Raw genomic sequence first — 21,736 nt, forward strand, 5'->3', positions numbered from 1 at the left:
CTACCGCGTTTCGACCGCCGCGATCGCCTCCAGCAGGAGGTCGATCCCGAGTTCGATCTCGCGCTCGGTCACGTCGAGCGGCGGCAACAGCCGAAGGGTCGCGTGTCCACACCCGAGCGTGAGCAACCCCTGTTCGAGCGCCGCCTCAATGACGGCCTCCCGGCGCTCCTTAGTGTCGAACTCGACGGCGATCAGCAATCCCCGCCCACGAACGTCGACGACGCCCTCGGGGTCGGCGTCCCGGAGCAGTTCCTTCGCCTGCTCGCCACGCTCGCGGGCGTTTCCCACGAGGTCCTCCTCGCGGATCGCGTCGATCGTCAGCGCCCCCTGCATCGCGGCGAGGAGGTCGCCGCCGCCCCACGTCGAGGAGATCCTGGCACCTTCCTCGGGAAACACCCCAGAGCGCGAGACCGTCGCGCCCACCCGGAGCCCCTTCGCACACGTGATCACGTCGGGTTCGAGAGCGGAGTGATCCGATCCCCACATCTCCCCCGTCCGACCCAGCCCTGTCTGGATCTCGTCGGCGATCAGAAGTACGTCGTAGACCTCACAGACCCGCTGTACCTCTTCTACGAACGCGTCACTCGGGATCCGATAGCCACCCTCTCCCTGAACGGGTTCGATGACGAGATAGGCGAGGTCCTCCACGGGCAGGTGGCCCGTCTCGGGGTCGAGTTTGTCTGCGAGGGCCGAACCCCCGCCCCGGAAGAAGCCACACTCGCACGTCTCGGGCGCACAGGTCCGATCCGTACAGTACTGAACGTCCGTGATCCCCGAGAGCTCCGGATAGCCCTTTCGTTGCACCGATTTCGAGCGATTCAGGCTGAGCGCACCCAGCGTCCGGCCGTGAAACCCACCCTCGAAGGTAATTCCCCGGGTTCCCCCCGAGGCGTCGTAACAGATCTTGATCGCGTTCTCGACGGCCTCGGCCCCCGAGTTCGAGAGGAATACCCGATCCATCCCGTACTCGCTCGTGATCTCGACCAGCCGATCCATGAGCTGTGTCGGGCCCGGAAATTCGGGGTTTTCGGGCGACCCGGGCGAACCAGTGTAGAAGTCCTGGCCGGCGATCTTCGTCGGGTCGGGGAGGTCGAACTCGCGGAATCGATCCGTGATCAGGGGGTTGTTATAGCCCAGCGGAGCGGCCGCGACGTGGCTCGTGAAATCGAGCAGCACGTTCCCGTCGAGATCGGTACAGAACGGCCCCGTGGCCTCTTCAGTGATATCCCAGACGAAATCGTAGACGTAGGTGCTTTTTGCGGCCGTTCGGCGGTGGTGGGCGGCCCACTCGCGGGCGCGCTCGCCGGGCATCTCCTCGACGTGTGGCTCGGCCGTCTCTCGGTTCATAGGACGAACTGGCGGTACGACGCCGTAAAATATTCGTTATGGTCACGACAGTATTTGCACGGTACTCAGAGCAACACCGCTGCAGTCGCCACCCCGGCGACTCCCAGCAGGACGGCGGTCCAGATACCGACCTGTCGGGCGAATTCACGGTTGGAACTCGCTGCGACCAGCACCGCCTTTACCACGAGGCTAGAAGCCGTCGCCAACAAGATAGCGATCACCGCCACGTCGTGGTCGAGCGATCCGGTCCGGTAGAGGACGACCGCCGACGTCGTCGCACCGGCGCTAGAGACGAGTCCCGAGAGCACCGCGGTCGCGTAGAAGCCGGCGGTTCCGAGGTGGGCCTCCGCGAGCGCCCCGGAGACGACGATCAGCAGGAAGATCGCGCCGAACCCGAGCGCGTTGCGAAGCGAGAAGGGGCTCACTAAGTCCATCTCGACCTCCTCGCTCCAGTCGGCGATGACGGCGGCGATGACGACCGCTCCGACCACCACCGCCGCCAGCGGGACGATCGCTCCCACGAGGGGTGAATCGATGGTGAAGGCGAGCGCGATCCCGAGGTTGCGCACGGCCATCGCGGCGTCCGCGAGCAGGATCGCCGCCACCGCATAGGAGGCGGCCGCCGGGTGCTGGCGGACGTGATCCAGCATCGTTCCGACCACGGCCGTCGAGGAGGCCAGTCCACCGAAAAAGCCCGTGACGGCGATCCCTCGCCCTCCGTACGAGCTGACGATCGCGTAGTTGACGATGCCGATCCCCGCGACCGTGACGACCATCAGCCAGATCACGCGCGGTTCGACCGCCACCTCGAAGCCCGCCGCGGCGATCGGGACGTCCCCGGCGGGAAGGAGCGGGTAGACGACGAACGCGAGGACGGCGAACTCGGCGGTCGAACGCAGTTCCTCGCGGCTGAGCCCCCATGCGAAGCTGTGGAGTTCCCGCTTCAAGACGAGCAACAGCGAGGAGAGGATCGCGACGGTCACGCCCTCGATGAGTCGGCCCGTGCCCACGAGCACCCCGATGCCGTAGGCGACGAGCATCGAGACGCTGGTCGTAAGCGAGAGGCCCGACTCCTCGACGAGAAGCCCTTGGACGGCGAGTAACAGCCCTTGGACGGCGACGAACAGCCCGCCGACCGCCAGCAACAGCGGCTGATCGAGGACGGTGAAGACGGCCGCCAGCAGGCTGATCAACGAGAACGTCCGGATCCCGGCGGACTTGTGTGACCACTCGCGTTCGAGCCCCAAGAAGAGCCCGAGCGCCCCGGCTACGACGATCCGGAGGAGATCCCCTTCGACGACGAGGCCGACGCTGTTCACGAACTCCCTACTCGGAGTGCCCCTGTTAACGGCTGTGCTTCAGAGGTCGACGTAGCGGGCCTCCCACTCGCGGCGCGCCTCGATCTCCCGTCGACCCCTCCGGGTGAGCGTGTAGTAGTTGGTCCGCCGGTCGCGTTGGCCCTTCTCGACGAGTCCCTTGTCGACGAGCGTATCGAGATTGGGATAGAGCCGCCCGTGGTGGATCTCCTTTTCGTAGTACCCCTCGAGTTCCTCCTTGATCGCCAGTCCGTGTGGTTCCTCCTCCCCCACGATAACGTAGAGTAGATCCCGCTGAAAGCCTGTCAGGTCATGCATGGCTATACCTTGCTGACAAATCGGGGGCGATTCTCATAAACATGTCGGGGAGTGCAACTCCGTGTATCGATTTTCGCACGTCGAACAGGTATAGTATCTACTATGTGATTGAAGAATACCCAACTAATTGACTAGCAGCTAGTGTGGAATTTTGACTGGGAGTTGGAGCAAATATCTGGACGCCCGTCCCCGTCAGAGCGAACCCGCCGGTCGCCACTATCGATCCGTTCGGATTCGAGGGAGAACTGGCTGCGGCTCACGGACGTTGGTCATCGTGGAAGCAATCCACGCGGGGAGGAAAAATCCCCGCGTGACTGCTTGCCGCCCTGAATTGGTCCCCGCTGACGCTTCGGCCCTCCAAAGCGAAGCGTCACATGACCAATCACGCTATGCCATCTTAAACCTACCGACACTAGTCCGACAGCTTAGATGTACTCCTCTTCGAGGACCCAGCCGATCGCACGCTTGTAGTACGTGAACATCTCCCGGACGCCCTCGTGGCGCATCTCCTCGCTTTCGAGCTGTTCGGCGAGGAACTCGTACTGCTCGCGGATCTCCTCTTCCGTGCGCATACGTCCGCTACGATCGCCCGTCACATCAAACCACCCGCCGCCGGCGGTCGTCGGGGCGGACGGGTTTTACCCCCGGACCCTAAACGACCGGTATGGAGATCAGAGGCGAGCGCGAATGTACTGAGTGTGGCACACGCTGGTCGTACTACGAGACCGGCGAGGTCGCCTGCCCGGAGTGTGGCAGCCTCAGGAGCGTCGGCCGCGAGGAGCGAAAGCTCCACACCGACAGCCCGGCGGAACTCGATCTGGCCCCGCTGATCGAGGGGATCGACGAGCGGCCGCTCGCCGAGGTCGCAAGCGAAGTGACCGAGCGCTGTCGGCGCTACGTCCGCAAACGGGGCTTCATCGACGGCGGAACGCTTCGCGACCTCGACGACACCTACCTGATCGCGAGCGAACTGGCCGCCGCGATCGGAGCCTACGAGCGCTCGCTGTCGTCGGGGGCGTTGGATCCGGGCACCGATAACGCCGAACAGCTGCATCTCCTCGCGCTACTAGGGCGCGAACGACCGTCGCCCTCGGCGGTACCCGACTCGCTCGCGTCCGCGCGCGGACTCGCGTATGCGAAGGCGGTGTCGACCTACCGAGAGGACCTGCTGACGCTGCTCGACACGAACGACGACCCCGATCCTGCCGTCCGGCGTGCGCTCGGTCGGCTCGACGACCACGTCCGTCGGATCGAGGCGCTCGACGGCACCGTCGAGCCGCGAACCGCAGAGCGCCTCGTCGAGGCCGCCCACGATCTCGGGTTCGCGCTCGAGGAGGACGACGAGGTCGCACTCGCGCGCGCGGAGGACCGGCTCGACCGGTTAGGGTAGTTCGACGGGGACGTCCTCGTACTCACTCGCGGCTTTTACCGTGTTGTAGAGCAACATCGCCCGCGTCATCGGCCCGACACCGCCAGGGACCGGAGTGATCGCGGCCGCCTTCGCCTTCGCGCTCTCGAACTCGACATCGCCGACGAGTTCGTAGCCCTTCTCGGAGTCGTCCTCGACTCGGCTGATCCCGACGTCGATTACCGTCGCACCCTCCGAGATCATCGAGCCGTCGATCAGTTCGGTCACGCCACAGGCTGCGATGACGATGTCGGCGCCCCGCGTCTTCGCCGCGAGGTCCTCGGTCCGGGAGTGACAGACCGTGACGGTGGCGTTGCCGTCCGCCGATTTCTGCATCAGCAGGTTCGCCATCGGTTTGCCGACGATGTCGGATCGGCCGACGATCGTTACGTCCGCGCCCTCGGTTTCGATATCGTATGCCGCAAAGAGCTTCTGGATCCCGTGGGGCGTACACGGTTTGAACTGGGCGTTCCCCGCGACGAGTCGACCCACGTTCTCGGGGTGAAAGCCGTCGACGTCCTTGTGGGGGTCGATCCGCCGGAGCACCTCCCGGTAGTCGATCTGCTCGGGGACGGGGTCCTGAACGAGATAGCCGTGTACGTCGGAATCGGCATTGAGGTCCTCGATGGTGTCGTACAGTTCTTCGGGCGAGGCGTCGCCGGCGATGTCGACGTGGATCCCATTGATACCGACCTCCTCGCAGTCGCGCTGTTTCATGTTTACATACGTTTGGCTCGCGGGATCGTCGCCGACGAGCACGGTCGCCAGTCCGGGGGTTACCCCATGGTCGGCGAGCGTCTCGATGGCGCCCTCGAGGTCGTCCCGAATCTCGCTCGCGACCGCGTTCCCGTCGATGATAGTCGTCATGACTGGGGGTGAGCGATCCGTCGCCTTCAACGCTCGGATTCATGTTTATCTCGGACGTTTCCTTGCGTCATATATACATATATATGCATATGTCGGTCGAACGGGGTCGGGAACTATGGAACCGGACGGCCAACGGTCGGTGGATGAACCAATCCGATGCGAACGGTGACGGGACGGGGCCGATTCACGTCGCCCGGTCGCTGTTCCGGGCCGCACAGGGCGGGGCGTTCGCGACGGTCGTAATGACCGTCTTTCGATTACCGATCCTTCGTTCCTTACCACCCTCGGCGAACTTCTGGGCGAAGTACGTCGGGAACGGCCACCCCGAGGAGTACACCGGGATGGGAATCCTTCTCCATTTCCTCTACGGGATCTCCTTCGGCGCGCTCTTCGGCCTGCTCTACCCGCGGCTGAACCTCCCGGAGTCCGCGAGCGAAACCGAGGGGGTCGTCTGGGGGACGGTCTTCGGACTCGCCCTCTCCGTTTTCGGCGAGCGCGTGATGCTGAACCGGCTGCTCGACATCGACCTCGGATCCGACGCCGAAACGGTGTTTCACGCGAGCCACGCCGTCTACGGGATCGCTCTCGGGACGTGGGTCGGCTCGCGGATCGATCCCACTCGAAGTTACGAGGAGTACGAACACAGTCAGTGATCGCGTCCGCCGAACCCGTCGACCCTCGATCTGTCGGGTCGACCGAGCATGACAGACGTCAAGTTTATATGGGCCGATTCTGAGCCATACAGTGAATGGGATGAGAGTGAGATGAGCGAATCGACAGACCCGGAAGTCATGACCGGGTTCGGCGGCGACGGTGAGGAGGAGGGCCCGCGGATCGAGTTCTACGGCGGGCGGGGCATGAGCGCGGTTCCGATCGCGTTTTTCATCGTCTGGGCGATCGCCCAGACCGCCCTCTGGCGGATCTCCGACACCGCGGGACTGATCGCGGGGATGCTGATCGGGCTGATCGTCGGGATGTTCTTCGTTAAGGGTAATTGGAAGACCTACGCCAACACGATCTTCGAGGGAATGACCCAACCGGTAGCGGTGACGGCGATCGTCGCGTGGATCTGGGCGGGGATGTTCGCTCAGTTGCTCCAGGACGGCGGGTTCGTCGATGGGCTGATCTGGCTCGCGAACGTCGCGGGCGTCGGCGCGGCGCTTTTTCCCGCAGTGACGTTCGTGCTTGCGGCGGTCTTTACGACCGGGATCGGCACGGGCTACGGCTCGACGGTCGCGTTCGTCACCCTGTTTTTCCCGGCGGGTGTCCTGCTCGGGGCGAACCCCGTCGTGATGTTCGGGGCGATCCTCTCGGGGGCGATCTTCGGGGACAACCTCGCGCCGGTCTCGGACACCACCATCGTCAGCGCGGTCACGCAGGACTCGGACATTGGCGGCGTGGTCGCCTCCCGGTTCAAGTACGCGCTCGCGGCGGCGATCCCGGCGGCCATCGCCTACGTCCTCGTCGGTGGTGCGTTCTCCGGTGTCGACGTCGCCGGCGACGCCCAGCAATTGCTCGTCGCCCAGAGCGATCCCGTCGGGCTCGTTCACCTGCTGTCGATGGGCGTGTTGCTCGTACTCGCGATCTCCGGACGACATATCGTCGAAGCGATCTCGTGGGGGATCGTCGTCGCGGTCGCCGCGAACCTGCTGTTGGGCCTCTCATCGGTGGCCGACATCGTTTCGTTTAACGCGCCCGCCGACGCGCCGCTGGCCGAACCGCTCGCCTTTCTGCCGTTCCTCCGGATCGTCGAGGACCCCGAGGCCGTTGGCGTCTCCGGGAGCATTATCGACGGTGCATCGGGGTTTTTCGCCCTCTCGATCCTCGTCTTGCTCATCATCGCCGCCGCACAGATCATGATCCGCGGCGGGGCGTTTCAGGCGATCCTCGACTGGTCGCTCGAGAACCTCGCGACGAACGTTAGAAACGCCGAACTCACGATGGTCGGTTCGGCGGCGCTGATCAACGCCATCATCACGATCAACACGGCGGCCGAGGTCGCCATCGGCCCCTACATCTCGAAGATCGGAGAACGGTTCAACCTCAACGGCTATCGCCGCGCGAACATCCTCGACGCCCAAACTGCGGCGCTTGGCTACATCTTCCCGTGGTCTGGCGGCGTCCTCGTTGGATATACGGCGATGCAGGAACTTCCCGCCCAGTACGAGTGGTTCGATCAATCGCTCGTCGTCAACCCCGTCGAGGTCGTCCCCTTCGTCTTCCACGGCTGGCTGCTGGTGGCGGTGTTCGTCCTCGCGGCGATCACCGGCTTCGGACGGGAGTACCTGATCGACCGCGAGTCCGGGGAGGTGGCACGTGTATGAGCCTCCTCTCGAAGTATTTCAGAGGCTGGTCGTTCCGAACGACGCATCCGGTTCTCGAGCCCGGAAAGGAAGTCAACGTCTTCCTCGCCGAGTACGACCCCAGCGAGGAAGCCGCCATCGCGCTCGTCGGGGACACCCGACTCTACGTCTCGAATACGGGCCCCGAACACGTCGGCAAGCGCGTTCGGGTCGCCGTCAGGGAGTTCCAGCCCGACGATTCCATCGGATACGGCGAGTTCGTGGAAGTCGTCGGCGAGAGCTCCTACGCCGGATAACCTTCTCCCGTTTTCATCGCCGCATTCGGTCGAACATCGCACGGAGATCGGGATCCAGTCCATCTAGCTCCGTATCGAGATCGAGTTCCGCGAGGATCGCGCTCCCGGTGGGCCTGTGTCGCATCGTCAACACGAGATAGAGATACGAGAGGCGACACAGCCGGAGGGCGTGGTCGACGTCCCCGGCCGTTGTGATCCGGTAGGTCGTCCAACCCCCGCCGGCGAAACGATGCTCGCCGGTCTCCTCGTCGGCTATCAGTCGCTCTTTCATCCGCTTCGGGAAGTTGATATCGAGCACCCGTCCGCCGTGGATGTGGCCGATCTCACGGCCGTCGACGGTGAACTCGGTCGCTCCGAACCGGTGGGGTCCCGTCTCGACGCCGGGCCACCCGGAAACGGTTTCGACGATCCGCTCACGGTTCGTAGCCGCAGTGCTGGTGGTTGTTGTCATACCACGTAGTACGTCGTCGAGAGAAATAAGCGCGCGGAGGGCGTCTATTTCTCGTACAGCGGGTGGGACTGACAGAGCGCGCGAACCTCCTCGCGGACTTCGTTGCGCACGGTCTCGTCGTCGTGGCTATCGACGACGCGGGCGATGGCGTCGCCGACCGCCTGCATCTCTTCTGCGCCGAACCCGCGGGTAGTGATCGCGGGCGTCCCCGCACGAATGCCGCTGGGGTTGAACGCGCTTCGGGTCTCCCCGGGTACGGTGTTCGCGTTGAGCACGATCCCGGCGTCTTCGAGTGCGTCCTCTGCGTCCCCACCCGTCGTGTCGGGATGCGATTCACGGAGATCGACGAGCACGAGGTGGGTGTCGGTACCGCCCGAGACGAGCGAAAAGCCGTGGTCCTGCAGCGTTTCGCCGAGGGTCTCGGCGTTCTCGACGACCTGCCGTGCGTACTCCTCGAACTCCGGTTCGAGCGCCTCCTTGAACCCGACGGCCTTGCCCGCGACGTTGTGCATCAGTGGGCCGCCCTGTGCGCCGGGGAAGACGGCCGAATCCACGTCGCTCGCGTGCTCCTCCTCGCACATGATGATCCCGCCGCGGCCCGCGCGGATCGTCTTGTGGGTGCTACCGGTGACGAAGTCGGCGGTCCCGACCGGTGAGGCGTGTACGCCCGCGGCGACGAGGCCGGTGATGTGGGCGATGTCCGCCAGATGGTACGCATCCACCTCGTCGGCCGCCGCTTGGATGCGCTCCCACTCGACCTCGCGGGGATAGGCCGAGTACCCCGAAACGATCATGTCCGGTTCGAACGCTTCTGCCTGCTCTGCGAGGCCCTCGTAGTCGATGTAGCCCGTCTCGGCGTCGACTTCGTACTGCTCAACATCGAACAGCTGGCCCGCGAAGTTCGCCGGATGGCCGTGCGAGAGGTGTCCGCCATGGGTCAGGTCCAGCGAGAGGATCTTATCGCCCGGTTCGAGCACGGCCAGATAGACGCCCATGTTAGCCTGCGAGCCGCTGTGGGGCTGGACGTTGACGTGCTCGGCGCCCCAGAGCTCTTTGGCTCGCTCGATGGCGAGTTCCTCGACGGTATCTGCGTGCTCACAGCCGGCGTAGTAGCGCTTGCCGGGGTATCCCTCGGCGTACTTGTTGGTCAGCGCGCTGCTCTGGGCCTCCATGACGGCGGGCGAGACGTGGTTCTCGCTCGCGATCATCTGCAGGCCCTCCTGTTGTCGTGTGACTTCCCCTTCGAGCGCGTCTGCGATCTCGGGATCGGTCTCGCGGACGGTGTCGTACTCCATGGATAGGCCTTGATCACCGCGGGCTAAAATCTACCCCATATCGGTGCGGGACTCCGGACCGCTCCATATGTGGTCGTTTAACTAAACATTATCCTCCTCCGACAGACCTATTATCTATCAGTGATATCAGTTCATGTCGCAACATGATCGACTGGGAGGTTACGGCGGCGGGACTCCGGGTGTCGGATCGCCGCGCCGCCGTCGAGATAGCGGCCCCCGATTGGGGGGAGTTCTACGCTGGCGGGACGCTACCTCGCCCGGTCGATACGACAGTTTCCGGTCAGGTCTCGAAACTCGGGTTCGGCACGCCGCGCGCGACGGTCACGAGCCTTACTGATGGCAACACACACACCTCGATCGGCGACGGGCGGACGGACCTGCCGCCCGACACCTACCTGCTGGACGTGGCCGCGCCGATCGAGACCGCAGTCCAGTTCGACGGCCCCGCGACGATCCATGCACCCGAACGCTCGTTCGAACTCTCCTTCGTCGACCGCCAGTCGGTCACGCTCGGGTTCAAGAGCCAGTTCAGGGGACCCGAATTCACGATCGAAATTCCACCGACGCCCGCCGGGTTCGCACACGCGATCTCCCATCTCCACGCCGGCTTCGAGACGACCGGTGTCGAGAAGTCGCTTCCCGCGCTCCGCGGGCACCCCTCACGCATCGAGTTCGCCGATACCGTCGCGATCCCCGACCGGATCGCGAACGCGACCGCCGAAACCGACATCGAACTGCGCGTGCCCGCGGACCTCGGGACGGTGCTTACGGTCTCGCCGCTCGCGTACTACTTGCAGGCGTGCGTCTCCATCGAGGAGGGTGCCGTTCCGACGATCACCGCGCCGGGACTGACCCACCGTCTGGAGGGAGACCTCCCCGAGGTAGTCGCCTCGGTGCTCAGGCGGGTGTTCTACCTCGATTGTTGCTGTCGGGAGGCGGGGCCCTCGCTCGCCGGCCTTCCCGATCCGAACGCGCTCGGGCTGGACCCCGACAGCCTCGCGAATCCGGTTCGACGCCTCGCCGCCTACCTCGATATCGACGGGGATTCGCTCGACCTCCCCGAGTGGCACCTCGCGACGTACCTCCCCGCGGAGTCCGAGGCCGCCCGTGCGCTGCCGTACGCGCTCGATCGACTCAGCCTGATCCAACCGCCCGAGACGCGCCCGCTCGACGGAAAGGAGCTGCTCCGGCGGTCGTTGACGGATTTCTACCGGCGGGGAGACAGGCAGTCGGTGTCGATCGACGCGGTCACGCCCGTTCTCGGGCCCGCCCGCTCGCACGCCTGGCTCGACGAGACGGTCCCAATCGACGTGTTCAACGCCCGAACGGAAGCGTTCGAAAACGGCCTGTCGGGACTCGACACCGACGGACGGCTCCCCTTCATCGTGGTCCAGAACGATCCCGAGATGGGCGAGGAGTACGCCGAGGTCGCCCGGATCTACGAGGACCACGCGGCGGACCTCCCGATCGACGTCACCGCCCATCGAAACCTCACGTGTGAGGAACTCTCGGCGGTGTTCCAGCGCCCGAGCGCGTTCGTCCACTACGTCGGCCACTGCGATAAGGAGGGACTGCGCTGTACCGACGGCAACCTCTCGGTCGAGGAGATTCCCGAGAGCAACGCCCAGACGTTCTTCTTGAACGCCTGTGGCACGTTTTACGAGGGAGAGGCGCTCGTCGAACGGGGCAGCGTCGCCGGCGGGGTGACGTTCTCGAAGGTGCTCAACGAACAGGCCGCGACCGTCGGGACGACGTTCGCTCGCCTGCTCGTCTACGGCTTTAGCATCGATCGGGCGATGAGCCTCGCGCGCCGACAGATCATGATGGGCAAGAACTACGCGGTCGTCGGCGACGGCACACACGTCCTCGGTGGACGGCGTGATCGTCACCCCGGAACGCTGCTCGCCGAGCCGACCGACGAGGGCTTTTCGGTCACGTACGACGTGCTTCCGAACTGGACGGCCGGCGGTTGGTACTATCCGCGGGAGATCGGGGAGGATACGCCGCATCTCACCGGAACGACGACCGAATCGACGCTCGACCGTTCGTCATTGCTCGCCGTCGTGGAGTCGACCGACGCACCGGTCATCTACGACGGGCAGTTCTTCTGGCCCGAGGATCTGGCCTCGCATCTCCGTTCTCAGCAGTGATACCGCCACCGTGTGTGGTGTCAACCACCGCTATATATCGAAATCGGGACCGAGACGGATGAAGTCGGCTGATATGATGGTATTTGTTGTCATCGTGATATCCCTGTCTCTCGGCCGTTATAATTAAATAGTTGTGAAACCATTGTGCACCCACAACTATGGCCTCAAATTTACTCGATGATAACATCGAAGATATCCTCAGGACGGTCCTCGAGTCCGCTTCCGAGGATCTGATCGTAGTGAATCCGTCCGCGGACGCGATCGAGGAACTGATCGACGTCGCCGGCGGTGTCTCGGAGCTTCCGCGGATTCGGTTGCTTGGAGACGAATCGACGCTGAAGGACGTGATGAGCGACTTCATCCTCGCGAGCAATGCGGCGGACTTGATCGACGACGATAGTCTCGAACTCCGGACGCTCGAGAACGGAAACGAGAACTCGTTGCTGGTCTCGCCGAACGAGGTCGTCGCGTTGATCAACGTCGGCGACACCGTTGCAGGACTGGCGACCGACGACGAGGAGTTCGTCTCGCTCACGCACGACTCGTATGCGACCGCGTGGGAGGACGCAGCGGAGTTCAAGCTTCGCACACCGCCGCTCTCGCGTGTTCGATCTACGCTCGCGGACGACATCGGCGAGCCGGTCGAAGCCGACTTCACGGGCGTTCTGAACTCGCTGCAGACCGCTCGTGGCGACGGTGACGGTCTCGACGAGGTGACGATCAGCCTGCTCATCGCCGCGAAAAACGAGGTCCTGCTCTACGACATCTCGAAGTGGGGTGAGGACGTCGGCATCGCGAGCAAGGCGACGTTCTCGCGGACCAAGACGCGCCTCGAAGACATGGGCCTGATCGACACCGAGAAGGTCCCGATCGACGTCGGTCGACCGCGCCTCCGACTGAAGTTCGGTGACGAACGCCTGCGCGAAGCCAACACCGACCAGCTCGCGAGCGTCGCACAGAACCTGCTGAACTGATCGGCGACCGATCGGTTTTATTCGTTCTCTCACCCGAGCCGACGTATGGACGTTCCCATCGGCCTCGTCGGCTCGGGTCCCGCGATCGAAGCAGTAGCGGCCGCACTCGACGACGTCGGTATCGACACACGGCAGGGATCACCCGAAACGCTCTCCACACGTCTCGCGGTCGTCGTCGATCGGGTCGGTACAGACACGTTCTTGGAGGTCGACGAGTCACACGACGAACCGTGGATCGCCGTCGAACTCGGCGGTATCGGCGGCTACGCCATCGAGAGTGTCGAGGCGTCGATCACGGGGTTCACTCCGGAAGTAGGCTGTTATCGCTGTCTACGGACCAGAATCGAGTCCGGCGAGTTCAAGCTTGCAGCGGGTGCTCCCGACCCCGATCCCGCTCTCGCACGCCTCGCGGGTGCGATCGCCGGTCAGCGGATCGTCACCGCGCTTCGCGGCGAGGAGAGTCGGTTGTTCGGTCGTGTGATCGAACTGCCGTACACCGAGCGGCGGTTTCTCGGCGTTCCGACCTGCGAGCGGTGTGGCGGTCGCCCGTCCGAACCGACCGACGAGAACGAAAGTCGATCCGTCGAGGAGGCGATCGCCCACGCCGAAGGCGGTGTCGACGAGCGGGTCGGGATCGTCCGGTCGATCGGCGAACTCGCGTCGTTTCCCGTCCCCTACTACCTCGCGACGACAGGTGAAACCGACGGGTTCAGTGACGCGAGCGCGGCGAACAAGGCGGCAGGCGTCGCCGCCGACTGGAACACGGCATACATGAAGGCGTTGGGCGAGGCGCTCGAACGCTACAGTGCGGGCGTCTATCGGAGCGAGTGGTTCGAGTTCGCTCACCCGGACGAACTGCAGGATGCAGTCGCTCCCGACCGGTTCGTCGGCGTCGACGCGACCGGCGCCGAGATCCCGTGGGTTGCAGGCGAGCGCCTCGATACCGGCGAGTCGGTGTCGCTTCCAGCGGAGTTCGTTCAGTTCCCGCCGCCCGAAAAACGCTTCGGGCCGTCGATCACGACCGGACTGGGGCTCGGGAACACACGCAATGAGGCGCTTCTGTCCGGACTCTACGAGGTAATCGAGCGCGACGCGACGATGCTCGCGTGGTACTCAACGTTCGAGCCGCTCGGACTCGTCGTCGAGGACGATACCTTCAGCATGCTCGTGCGCCGGGCGGCGAGTGAGGGGCTCTCGGTGACGTCGCTCCTCGTGACTCAGGACGTCGACGTGCCGGTCGTGGCGGTCGCTGTCCATCGGGAAGGCGAAGGGAGAGGGGGGGACGAGTGGCCACGCTTCGCACTCGGATCGGACGCCGATCTCGACGCGACGGCGGCCGCTCGATCCGCGCTCTGTGAGGCCCTTCAGAACTGGATGGAGCTCCGATCGATGGGTCCCGAGGCTGCGGGCGAGGAATCGGGCTGGATCGGGCGCTACGCCTCCTTTCCGGACCCTGCACGCGACTTGCTCGATACCTCGGGAACGGTGGATGCGAACGCGCTCGGGGCCGAGACGCTCGGCTCGTCAGGAGAACTCGACGCGATCGTCTCCCGTGTGAGCGACGCCGGGTTGACGCCATCGGCGGCGTGGATCACGCCGACTGACGTGCGCGAACTCGGGTTCGAGGCGACACGCGTGGTCGTCCCCGAGGCCCAACCGCTGTTCACCCGCAAGCCGGTCTTCGGCGAGCGCGCGGAGACGGTTCCCCGCACGATGGGGTTCGAACCACGCCTCGAACGGGATCCCCACCCCTATCCCTAGTTGAGGTGTTTGACCGACAGTGCGAGGCGCTCACCGTTTTCCAACTGGACGGCGAAGACGCTCGGCTCGTCATCGAGGTCGAACACGTCGGTGATCTCCCCCGAAACGTGCTCGATGCATTCGGTCCCGCCCTCACGCTGTACCATCGGTAGCTCGACGTGATTGCCGATCAGTTCGTGTGTCTGTGCGGTAGCGTGTTTCGTCCCGATCCGCAGGAAACCGAGTAGGTGGTCCGTGACCACTCGGCTGACACAGAGCCAGCAACAGTCGTCGATCCGACCGCGATAACATCCCCCACTGTACTTCGGGAGGTGGCGCTTTTTCTCCGGACCCCGTTCTCCTATCATCATCGTAGATACCACATGTGATTACTTAAATCTATACAATTATTGACAATACTAGAGTTCTCAATTATACACCAAACGTCGCTCGCAGGAAGTCGCGAGTGCCGGGGCCGAGCCCCACGGCGAGGATCGCAACGAGCAGTAACATCGAGTAGCGCGGGCTCTCCTCGAAGATCTCGTCGTTGAATACCCAGACGACGAACAGCGCGGCTCCGATCTTGACGAGCAAGAAGGGCCACGCGGTTCCGATGGCCGCCGATACCGAGGGGGGTTGAACCGCGCTCGTAACCTCGATGATCGCGCTGTTGACGACGTGTTTCGGCGTGTAGCTCGGAAGTCCGAGTTCGCTCGCCCAGTCGAGGCTGAGGACGTTCGCGATCCCGTCGACGGTGTGGCCCCAAACGACGAGAACGCCCATGTAACCGGTGGCGACGTTCACCTCGGGGGCGAACCGCTCGGTTCCGATCCAGGCGAGGGCAGCCACCAGCGTCGCGCCGACGAGCGTGATGGCCGCGACGGCCGGGTGGAACTCGAGAACCGAAGTCGAGGCGGCGAGCCAGCCCAGGTAGCCGATCGTGACCGTAAACGCGAGCGTCCCGATCGCGGCGAGCGGGTACTCGTATCGTTCGACGAGGTCTCCCCTCGCGGCCGCGACGCTCACGAGCACCGCTGCGAGTGTGACGAAGAAGACCGTAAAGTAGATGAACGGACTGATGAACAGGCCGCTCAGCGGGAAGGAGATCGCCGGTTCTCCGGTGGTTCGGAGGAGGGCGACGCTTGCGTCCTCGACGGTTCGTAGAGCGCCACCGAACAGCATGAACGGGAACAGCGCGAAGAAAAAGCCCTGTCCGGTCCCGATATCGAGCCGGCGGAGGAAGAAAACGACGCCGAGCAGCGCGAACACCAGCACGATCGCGTAACTCACCGTCGATACCGTCGTGTAGCCGGGTTCGGCGACGATGCCAGTCAGACAGTCGCCATCGAGGACGGTCCGCCCGTCAATCCGCTGTGCACAGGCGCTTCCGGTACCGTCCGCGACGACCGGGCCCCAGAAGTATCGCCAGAGAAATCCGTCGTAGACCTGTCGGGGGAACGCGAAAGCGCCGACGACGAGAGCGGTAAGCACCGTCAGTGCCACGGCGACCCACGCCCGTGCAGGGTCGATACGATCCGAAACGTCGTCCATATTTCAGAGGGTGCGTGCGGGAACTTTTAGGGTTCCGGTCTAGTCGTGCCGATACGTTTCGACCCGCCCGCCTTATCGAAGCGATTCGAGGGTCGTCTCGACGTCGTCCCAGTGGCTCCCACGCCAGAACGGTTGGCCACAGTCGCGACAGCGCCACACCGGCTGCTCGGCAGGTGAGGGGGCGAACGGCGGCGTCCGCTCGTCCGCGCCGACTTCGCGGAGTCGCCCGTTACAGACCGAACACCGCACGGGCTCGTCGAGGGCGAGTACGAACCCCGCTTCGAGGAGTTCCGTGAGTTGCTCTTCGATCTCCCGCCCTCGCAAGACAAGCGCCCCGTCCGTGTCGTGTCCGAGATCGACGTCCCGCGTCAGCAACCGTCGCCCCTCCTCGTCGGCGAGTTCCCGAATTCGTCCGTCGGTCTCGACGCCGCGATCGAGCGCGTAGACGGTATCGTAGCCACACATCCGCAGATAGGTCGCGAGTTTGCCGAGCATTACGTCGAGCAACAGGGTCGTATCAGTCGGCGTCGGCATGGTGAGTAGAGCGCCCCGATCGGTATGAACGGACTGGAAATCCGTGTGACAGCTACCCAAAGACATATACCCCATGTTGTTCTCTGTCACACCGTGGGATCGATGAACAGACGATACCCGGAATGGCACTGTCAGACGTGTGGGAAGCCGCTTCGTATCCGGCCGTGTCTCAACTGCCACCATCGCCAGCGGTTGGGGCCTGCATCCGCGGACTGAGCGATACGAACGGTCGATATCGGTTTTTGCATCCGATCGTCGCGGAGCCTTCGGCTCCTCGTTCGGCGCCGGTGAGAACTTTGCGAGGGAAGAGCGCTCCGAGAGCGTCTTCCCGCACTCTTTCGAGTGCGAGGGGAGGGATTTGAACCCACGGACCTCTACAGGAGCGGATCTTGAGTCCGCCGCCGTTTCCGGGCTTGGCTACCCTCGCACGCACGCCATCCTCCGTTAGCCGTCCGCTAAAAGATTCCGAATCACCGACGGCACTACATTCGACCACACGTCCACCTCTGTTACAATTCGTACTTCAATTCGAGTTACTTTTTGACAATAGGTGTCCATGTGGTTTGTAGCCACGGTATAATTAAGACCCGTGGCGGTCGTAGAGTGGACATATGTCCGGCGACGCTACCTCCGGTGAGACGGTCGGGACGATCCGGTCGATCGATCCCCGTTCGGCCTTCCCCGATCCGAACTCGGGGACGGTCACCTACGAGCCGAGTTTCGAGGCCCTCCGTGAGTTCTCGAAACCGCTCGAAACCACGACCGAGTACGGCAGCCCCGCCTACGTCAGTGACCTTCGGTCCCGAAGTGCCGATCGGACGAAGAACGCGGTCGACGACGCCTTTACCGAGGAGGATTGGCGCCTCGTCGAAGGAGCGCTCGATCACGCTGAGACGACGGACCTGGTCTGCCTCGACCGGATGGTCGGCCGTCACCCCGAACACGCCTACTGCTGTCGCCTGTTCGTTCCCAAGGAGTACGGCCGTATCGCCCTCGCGTGGGTGAAGCTACTCGATCCGGCTCCAGAGGGACGGGAGCCGGACTTCTACACCGTTCAGCTCCCCGACGCCGAGGAGACCGCGATCCGCGTCCTGCCCGACGAGGGCGTGACCGTCGTTCTCGGCAGCGATTACACCGGAGAGGCAAAGAAGTCGTTCCTCCGACTGTTCATGTATCGCGCGAAACAACGCGGCGGTCTCGGACTCCACGCGGGGACCAAGCGCCTCACGCTCGAAACCGACGACGGACTCTCGGAGGTGTATCAGGCGTTCCTCGGGCTTTCCGGCACCGGGAAGTCGACGCTGACAGGTCACGGCTGCTGGCTCGACTCTCCCGAATCGGCGGTCATGCTCCAGGACGACGTCTGTGCGCTCTTTCCCGATACGCTCGCGGGAAGCGAGGGCGGTGGCCTCTACATCAAGACGATCGGACTCGACGCCGAGGAACAGCCTGCGCTCTATCGGGCCGCCACCCAACCCGAGGCGGTCCTCGAGAACGTCGCCGTCGCCGAGGACGGAGCGATCGACTTCGACGACGGCTCGCTGACTACCAACGGCCGGGCGGTAGTTCGACGAGAAGACCTACCGAGCGCCGCCCCCGAAATCGACTGTGAGCGCGCCGATCAAGTCTTTTTCATCACGCGTAACCCGTTGATGCCGCCCATCGCACGGCTCACACCCGAGCAGGCGGCAGTGGCGTTCATGCTCGGCGAGTCGATCGAGACCAGCGCGGGCGATCCCGAGCGCGCGGGAGAATCGATCCGCGTCGTCGGTACCAACCCATTCATCGTCGGGCCGGAGGGCGAGGAGGGTAACCGTTTTGCCGACCTCATGAGTCAGACCGACGCCGAGTGTTTCGTCCTGAACACCGGTTCAGTGGGCTCGGAGGGGATCGGCGTCGAGGACACAATCGCGATTCTCACCGCCGCCGCCCGCGAGGAGATCGAGTGGGCACATGACGGGACCCTCGGGTTCGAAGTGCCGACACACGTTCCGGGGATGGAGATCGAGCGCTTCCGTCTCGACGAGAACCACGACGAATACGACGAAAAGCTCGCTGAACTCCGCGAGGAACGCCGGGAGTACCTCGCGGAATTCGAGACCCTTCGAGAGGAGATCCGCGAGGCGGTGTACTGAGTTACCCGAACCGTTAGGCGGCCTCGGGCTGATGGCTCCGTATGGACGAGCACACCCGAGACGACACCGTCGGGCCGCCGATTTCGGGTAGGCCGGCCGGCTGGGACCCGAATCGAGGGGCATCAAACGGGTGGGAACACGGAACGCTCAGACGGGCGACGGTCCACGGCGTGCGACTGTTCAATTCGGCCGCATACCACGAATCGCACGACTGCTTCGAAGACGAGTGGTACAATTACGGCAGCGGGAACACCGAAAGCAAGTTCCTCCACGGGATGGTGCAGGTCGCCGCAGGTACCTACAAACACGTCGACTTCCACGATGACGCAGGGATGCGCTCGCTGTTCGAAACCGCGCTTCAGTACCTCCACGGCGTCCCGCGGGACTTCTACGGCGTCGACGTGACGGACGTGCGCACGAAACTGACGAACGCCCTCGAGAGTCCGGCCGCCATCGAGGGCTGGCGAATCGCTCTCGACGGACGAAAGCCGGAGGCCCGCGAGGAGGACTACACCTACGTCGAGGCGCTCGAAAGGGGACCCTAAACTGGTCTGAGTTCGGCGCTGAAGTGTCGAAGGGCCTCGTTTTCGGGTTCGGAAACGATCTCCAATCCACGGACTTCCTCGCTTCGATCCACCACCGCCGCGGCCGTCTCGGCGACGTGGGCGAGGTGTTCGTCGTGGTAGGTCCGCCGGGGGAGTGCGAGGCGGACGAGTTCCGGCCTATCGGTGTCGGGAAAGGCGAAACTCCCGAGTTCGACACCGCGAACCGCGCCCTCGCGGTAGAGTTCGCAGACCAGCGCCTGTCCGGGGAACTCCTCGTCGGGAATATGAGAAAGCGCTCGGCCGGCCTCGACGTAGACGGCGTGCCCGCCGACGGGGGTATAGATCGGAACACCCTCCTGCCGGAGTCGTTCGCCGAGCGAACGTACTTGTCCGATCCGTGCGCCGAGATACTCCTCGGTGACGGCCTCCCGGAGTCCGACGGCCATCGCCGCCATGTCCCGGCCGGCCATTCCGCCGTAGGTCGAAAACCCCTCGTAGAGGATCGCCCGTTGTTTTGTGCGCTCGAACAACTCGGGGTCGCGAACCCCGACGAAACCACCCGCGTTGACGAGGCCGTCCTTCTTCCCGCTCATGACGATCGCGTCGGCGTGTGAGAGCTGCTCGCGGGCGATCTCCGCCGTCGAACGGTCGGCGTAACCGTCCTCTCGCTCGCGAACGAAGAAGGCGTTTTCCGCAAAGCGGCAGGCGTCGATCACGAACGTCGCGTCGAGTTCGTCCGCGAGCTCACGCGTCTCCTCGATGTTTCCCATGCTTACGGGCTGACCGGCTACCGAGTTGTTCGTGATCGTGAGTATCACGGCCGGGATCCGCTCTGCGCCGACATCGGCGGCGAGTTCGCGGACTTTCTTGGAGTCGAGGTTCCCCCTGAACGCCTCCTCGGAGTCGGGGTCGTCCGCCCCCTCGACGGGGAAGTCCACGGGATCGCCGCCGTTCTCGGCGACGTGTGCTCGGGTGGTGTCGAAGTGGGTGTTGTTCGGGACGACGTCCCCGTCCTCGATCAGACACCCATAAAGGACGTTCTCCGCGCCGCGGCCCTGATGGGTCGGAACCACACGATCGAACCCCATCACTTCGGAGATCGCGCTTTTCAGCGCTTTGAAGCTCTCGCTGCCCGCATACGCCTCGTCGGCCTCCATTAGGGCGGCCCACTGGGCGTCGCTCATCGTTCCCGTTCCGCTGTCGGTCAGGAGGTCGACGAACACGTCCTCGCTCGCGAGGTTGAAGACGTTGTGTCCCGCCTCCTCGAGGCGTCGTTCGCGCTCTTTTTGGGGGAGCAGTTCGGTCGGCGACGCCATCCCCGACGTATAGGAGAACATACCCGGAGATCGGACGAGACCCGTTTAATGCTGCCGCGACAGGGATGCACACAAACGTCGGTATCTGTCCACCGGCAACCGGCCTCGATCACTCCTCGGGCGGGGCGAACTCCACCGTCGTGAGCTCCCGATCCAGCATACAGTAGTCGTGCGGTGGGTCGCCGACAACCTCTCTGACCCTGTATTCCTCGCCGAACTCGACGCCGTCGGGTACACAGAGTTCGTGGCTCGGACACTCCGTATAGGGACACTCGCCGGCCAGACTCGCCTTACTTCCGGCGTACAGCCCCTTCGAGGGGACGTTCGCTTTCATCCCCGTAGGCTCGACCTCGACGGCGTTGACGCCCGTATCGTGGACGCCACACTCGAGGGTCTGGGCGTTTTCCCGGACGCTCTCGACGCGGTACTTGCGTCCTTCGACGAGGTTCAGACACTGTCCCCGGTAGGGACAGCCCTCACAGGCGTCGGCCTCGCCGTGATAGACGAACTCGGTTCCCTCCTCGGCGAGTCTCGTTCCGATTAGCGTGAGTGTGGTCATTGTCGTCAGTAGACCCAGATGGGGGTTAAGCCTCTCGCCCCGTCAGTTCGTCGAGCCGATCGAGATACTCCCCTCTGGGGACCTGATACGCGCCCCGGTAGTCGATCTCGCCCACAGCGAACCGCCGAGCGAACTCGGCGGCCTCCTCCTCGGCGCTCGCACGGTCGTCGTAGCGCTTCTCCGCGACGACGACGTCGGGTTCGAGATAACAGGTCAGATACCACTCATCGCCCGGATTTCTGGAGCGCTGTTCGGGTCGCCGGTTTCTGTGGGGACCGTTGCTCAGATACAGCGTCGGCAGACAGGGGGCGGGAAACGCCTGCGAATCGAAGACGTCCGGTCGGTAGACGAACACCTGTCGATCGGGTTCGTCGCTCCAGCACACCCATCCTCCCGGGGGTTCCTCCATATCCCTCGTTGGCGTTCTCCCGACAAGTGCGCTCGGATTCGCCGACTTCGCAAGCGTTGCCGGAGAAAGATTTATGTTAACGTAGCACACCATTATTAAACAGTATCGGTGTCCGCCCGCCGAACGACCCGCGCTGTCCGTGTCCCCCTTCCGATAGTTCCGACCGGGGCGCTGGCAGGGCCTTCCGTCCCATGACAGCACTCATCAATCGCGTGCGCTCTC

The 21,736-nt window shown here is 64.1% G+C and carries 22 protein-coding genes and 1 tRNA gene; 9 read left to right on the top strand and 14 right to left on the bottom strand.

What is annotated here, in order from left to right; genetic code table 11:
* From HAPAU_RS08550 to HAPAU_RS21625, 4 genes are all read right to left on the bottom strand, one after another.
* Entirely contained in the window at positions 1 to 1,347 is a 1,347-nt protein-coding gene (locus HAPAU_RS08550; RefSeq protein WP_066381583.1) for a class-III pyridoxal-phosphate-dependent aminotransferase, read from the bottom strand.
* 65 nt (positions 1,348 to 1,412) lie between these two features.
* On the bottom strand, positions 1,413 to 2,666 hold the full coding sequence (locus HAPAU_RS08555; RefSeq protein ID WP_066381584.1) for an MgtC/SapB family protein: 1,254 nt from the start codon (positions 2,664 to 2,666) through the stop codon (positions 1,413 to 1,415).
* Between the two features lie 39 nt (positions 2,667 to 2,705).
* Positions 2,706 to 2,981: a PadR family transcriptional regulator gene (locus HAPAU_RS08560; RefSeq protein ID WP_066381586.1), complete on the bottom strand. Its 276-nt coding sequence runs from the start codon at positions 2,979 to 2,981 to the stop codon at positions 2,706 to 2,708.
* A gap of 425 nt (positions 2,982 to 3,406) precedes the next feature.
* Complete coding sequence (locus HAPAU_RS21625; RefSeq protein ID WP_169802634.1) at positions 3,407 to 3,553, bottom strand: hypothetical protein; 147 nt, start codon at positions 3,551 to 3,553, stop codon at positions 3,407 to 3,409.
* 92 nt (positions 3,554 to 3,645) lie between these two features.
* On the opposite strand from HAPAU_RS21625, the gene HAPAU_RS08565 reads away from it, so the two are divergent.
* Positions 3,646 to 4,371, top strand: coding sequence for a DUF7117 family protein (locus HAPAU_RS08565; RefSeq protein ID WP_066381588.1), 726 nt, complete (start codon positions 3,646 to 3,648; stop codon positions 4,369 to 4,371).
* Here the strand turns inward: HAPAU_RS08565 and HAPAU_RS08570 are convergent.
* Positions 4,363 to 5,256, bottom strand: a complete 894-nt coding sequence (locus tag HAPAU_RS08570; RefSeq protein ID WP_066381593.1) for a bifunctional methylenetetrahydrofolate dehydrogenase/methenyltetrahydrofolate cyclohydrolase — start codon at positions 5,254 to 5,256, stop codon at positions 4,363 to 4,365. The genes HAPAU_RS08565 and HAPAU_RS08570 overlap by 9 nt on opposite strands.
* An 89-nt stretch (positions 5,257 to 5,345) precedes the next feature.
* Between HAPAU_RS08570 and HAPAU_RS08575 the strand changes: the two genes are divergently transcribed.
* From HAPAU_RS08575 to HAPAU_RS08585, 3 genes are all read left to right on the top strand, one after another.
* Entirely contained in the window at positions 5,346 to 5,909 is a 564-nt protein-coding gene (locus HAPAU_RS08575; RefSeq protein WP_084383683.1) for a DUF6789 family protein, read from the top strand.
* Positions 5,910 to 6,020: 111 nt separating this feature from the next.
* Positions 6,021 to 7,580: a Na+/H+ antiporter NhaC family protein gene (locus tag HAPAU_RS08580; protein ID WP_211263544.1), complete on the top strand. Its 1,560-nt coding sequence runs from the start codon at positions 6,021 to 6,023 to the stop codon at positions 7,578 to 7,580.
* A complete protein-coding gene (locus HAPAU_RS08585) occupies positions 7,577 to 7,855 on the top strand; it encodes a DUF7513 family protein (protein WP_066381595.1) in 279 nt (92 codons plus the stop codon). Before HAPAU_RS08580 ends, HAPAU_RS08585 begins: the two co-directional genes overlap by 4 nt.
* Positions 7,856 to 7,868: 13 nt before the next feature.
* Here HAPAU_RS08585 and HAPAU_RS08590 read toward each other — a convergent pair whose 3' ends face one another.
* Together HAPAU_RS08590 and glyA are read right to left on the bottom strand one after the other, a co-directional pair.
* Positions 7,869 to 8,306: a luciferase domain-containing protein gene (locus HAPAU_RS08590; protein WP_066381597.1), complete on the bottom strand. Its 438-nt coding sequence runs from the start codon at positions 8,304 to 8,306 to the stop codon at positions 7,869 to 7,871.
* A gap of 44 nt (positions 8,307 to 8,350) precedes the next feature.
* The gene (glyA, locus tag HAPAU_RS08595) at positions 8,351 to 9,601 is read right to left on the bottom strand and encodes a serine hydroxymethyltransferase (protein WP_066381600.1); all 1,251 of its coding nucleotides are present in this window, start codon (positions 9,599 to 9,601) and stop codon (positions 8,351 to 8,353) included.
* Positions 9,602 to 9,744: 143 nt separating this feature from the next.
* Here glyA and HAPAU_RS08600 point away from each other — a divergent pair, with 143 nt between their 5' ends.
* The 3 genes from HAPAU_RS08600 to HAPAU_RS08610 all read left to right on the top strand — a co-directional run bounded on the left by HAPAU_RS08600 (position 9,745) and on the right by HAPAU_RS08610 (position 14,486).
* Positions 9,745 to 11,751 carry a hypothetical protein gene (locus HAPAU_RS08600; RefSeq protein ID WP_066381602.1) on the top strand — a complete coding sequence of 669 codons (2,007 nt, stop codon included), beginning with the start codon at positions 9,745 to 9,747 and terminating at the stop codon, positions 11,749 to 11,751.
* A gap of 158 nt (positions 11,752 to 11,909) precedes the next feature.
* Positions 11,910 to 12,725 (top strand): transcriptional regulator TbsP, encoded by an 816-nt coding sequence (tbsP, locus tag HAPAU_RS08605; protein WP_066381603.1) that lies wholly within the window; start codon positions 11,910 to 11,912, stop codon positions 12,723 to 12,725.
* A gap of 45 nt (positions 12,726 to 12,770) precedes the next feature.
* Positions 12,771 to 14,486, top strand: coding sequence for a YcaO-like family protein (locus tag HAPAU_RS08610; protein ID WP_066381604.1), 1,716 nt, complete (start codon positions 12,771 to 12,773; stop codon positions 14,484 to 14,486).
* On the opposite strand, the gene HAPAU_RS08615 is transcribed toward HAPAU_RS08610, so the two are convergent.
* The 4 genes from HAPAU_RS08615 to HAPAU_RS08630 form a co-directional block, all read right to left on the bottom strand.
* Positions 14,483 to 14,836 (bottom strand): hypothetical protein, encoded by a 354-nt coding sequence (locus HAPAU_RS08615; RefSeq protein ID WP_169802635.1) that lies wholly within the window; start codon positions 14,834 to 14,836, stop codon positions 14,483 to 14,485. The two genes, HAPAU_RS08610 and HAPAU_RS08615, sit on opposite strands and share 4 nt — an antisense overlap.
* Before the next feature lie 61 nt (positions 14,837 to 14,897).
* Positions 14,898 to 16,016, bottom strand: coding sequence for a DUF63 family protein (locus tag HAPAU_RS08620; protein ID WP_066381608.1), 1,119 nt, complete (start codon positions 16,014 to 16,016; stop codon positions 14,898 to 14,900).
* 72 nt (positions 16,017 to 16,088) lie between these two features.
* Positions 16,089 to 16,550: a Mut7-C RNAse domain-containing protein gene (locus HAPAU_RS08625; protein ID WP_157078436.1), complete on the bottom strand. Its 462-nt coding sequence runs from the start codon at positions 16,548 to 16,550 to the stop codon at positions 16,089 to 16,091.
* A 343-nt stretch (positions 16,551 to 16,893) separates the two neighbouring features.
* Positions 16,894 to 16,977: transfer RNA gene (locus tag HAPAU_RS08630), tRNA-Leu, on the bottom strand.
* Positions 16,978 to 17,161: 184 nt separating this feature from the next.
* Here HAPAU_RS08630 and HAPAU_RS08635 point away from each other — a divergent pair.
* Together HAPAU_RS08635 and HAPAU_RS08640 are read left to right on the top strand one after the other, a co-directional pair.
* Positions 17,162 to 18,685, top strand: coding sequence for a phosphoenolpyruvate carboxykinase (ATP) (locus HAPAU_RS08635; protein ID WP_084383684.1), 1,524 nt, complete (start codon positions 17,162 to 17,164; stop codon positions 18,683 to 18,685).
* A gap of 41 nt (positions 18,686 to 18,726) precedes the next feature.
* Entirely contained in the window at positions 18,727 to 19,230 is a 504-nt protein-coding gene (locus tag HAPAU_RS08640; protein ID WP_066381611.1) for a DUF309 domain-containing protein, read from the top strand.
* Here the strand turns inward: HAPAU_RS08640 and HAPAU_RS08645 are convergent.
* The 3 genes from HAPAU_RS08645 to HAPAU_RS08655 all read right to left on the bottom strand — a co-directional run bounded on the left by HAPAU_RS08645 (position 19,227) and on the right by HAPAU_RS08655 (position 21,514).
* Complete coding sequence (locus HAPAU_RS08645) at positions 19,227 to 20,567, bottom strand: tryptophanase (protein ID WP_066381612.1); 1,341 nt, start codon at positions 20,565 to 20,567, stop codon at positions 19,227 to 19,229. The two genes, HAPAU_RS08640 and HAPAU_RS08645, sit on opposite strands and share 4 nt — an antisense overlap.
* Before the next feature lie 88 nt (positions 20,568 to 20,655).
* Positions 20,656 to 21,105 carry a UPF0179 family protein gene (locus tag HAPAU_RS08650; protein WP_066381613.1) on the bottom strand — a complete coding sequence of 150 codons (450 nt, stop codon included), beginning with the start codon at positions 21,103 to 21,105 and terminating at the stop codon, positions 20,656 to 20,658.
* Between the two features lie 25 nt (positions 21,106 to 21,130).
* Complete coding sequence (locus HAPAU_RS08655; protein WP_066381614.1) at positions 21,131 to 21,514, bottom strand: DUF5820 family protein; 384 nt, start codon at positions 21,512 to 21,514, stop codon at positions 21,131 to 21,133.
* Positions 21,515 to 21,736: the final 222 nt, after the last annotated feature.

The sequence above is a fragment of the Halalkalicoccus paucihalophilus genome, assembly GCF_001593955.1.
GTDB classification, from domain to species: Archaea; Halobacteriota; Halobacteria; order Halobacteriales; family Halalkalicoccaceae; genus Halalkalicoccus; species Halalkalicoccus paucihalophilus.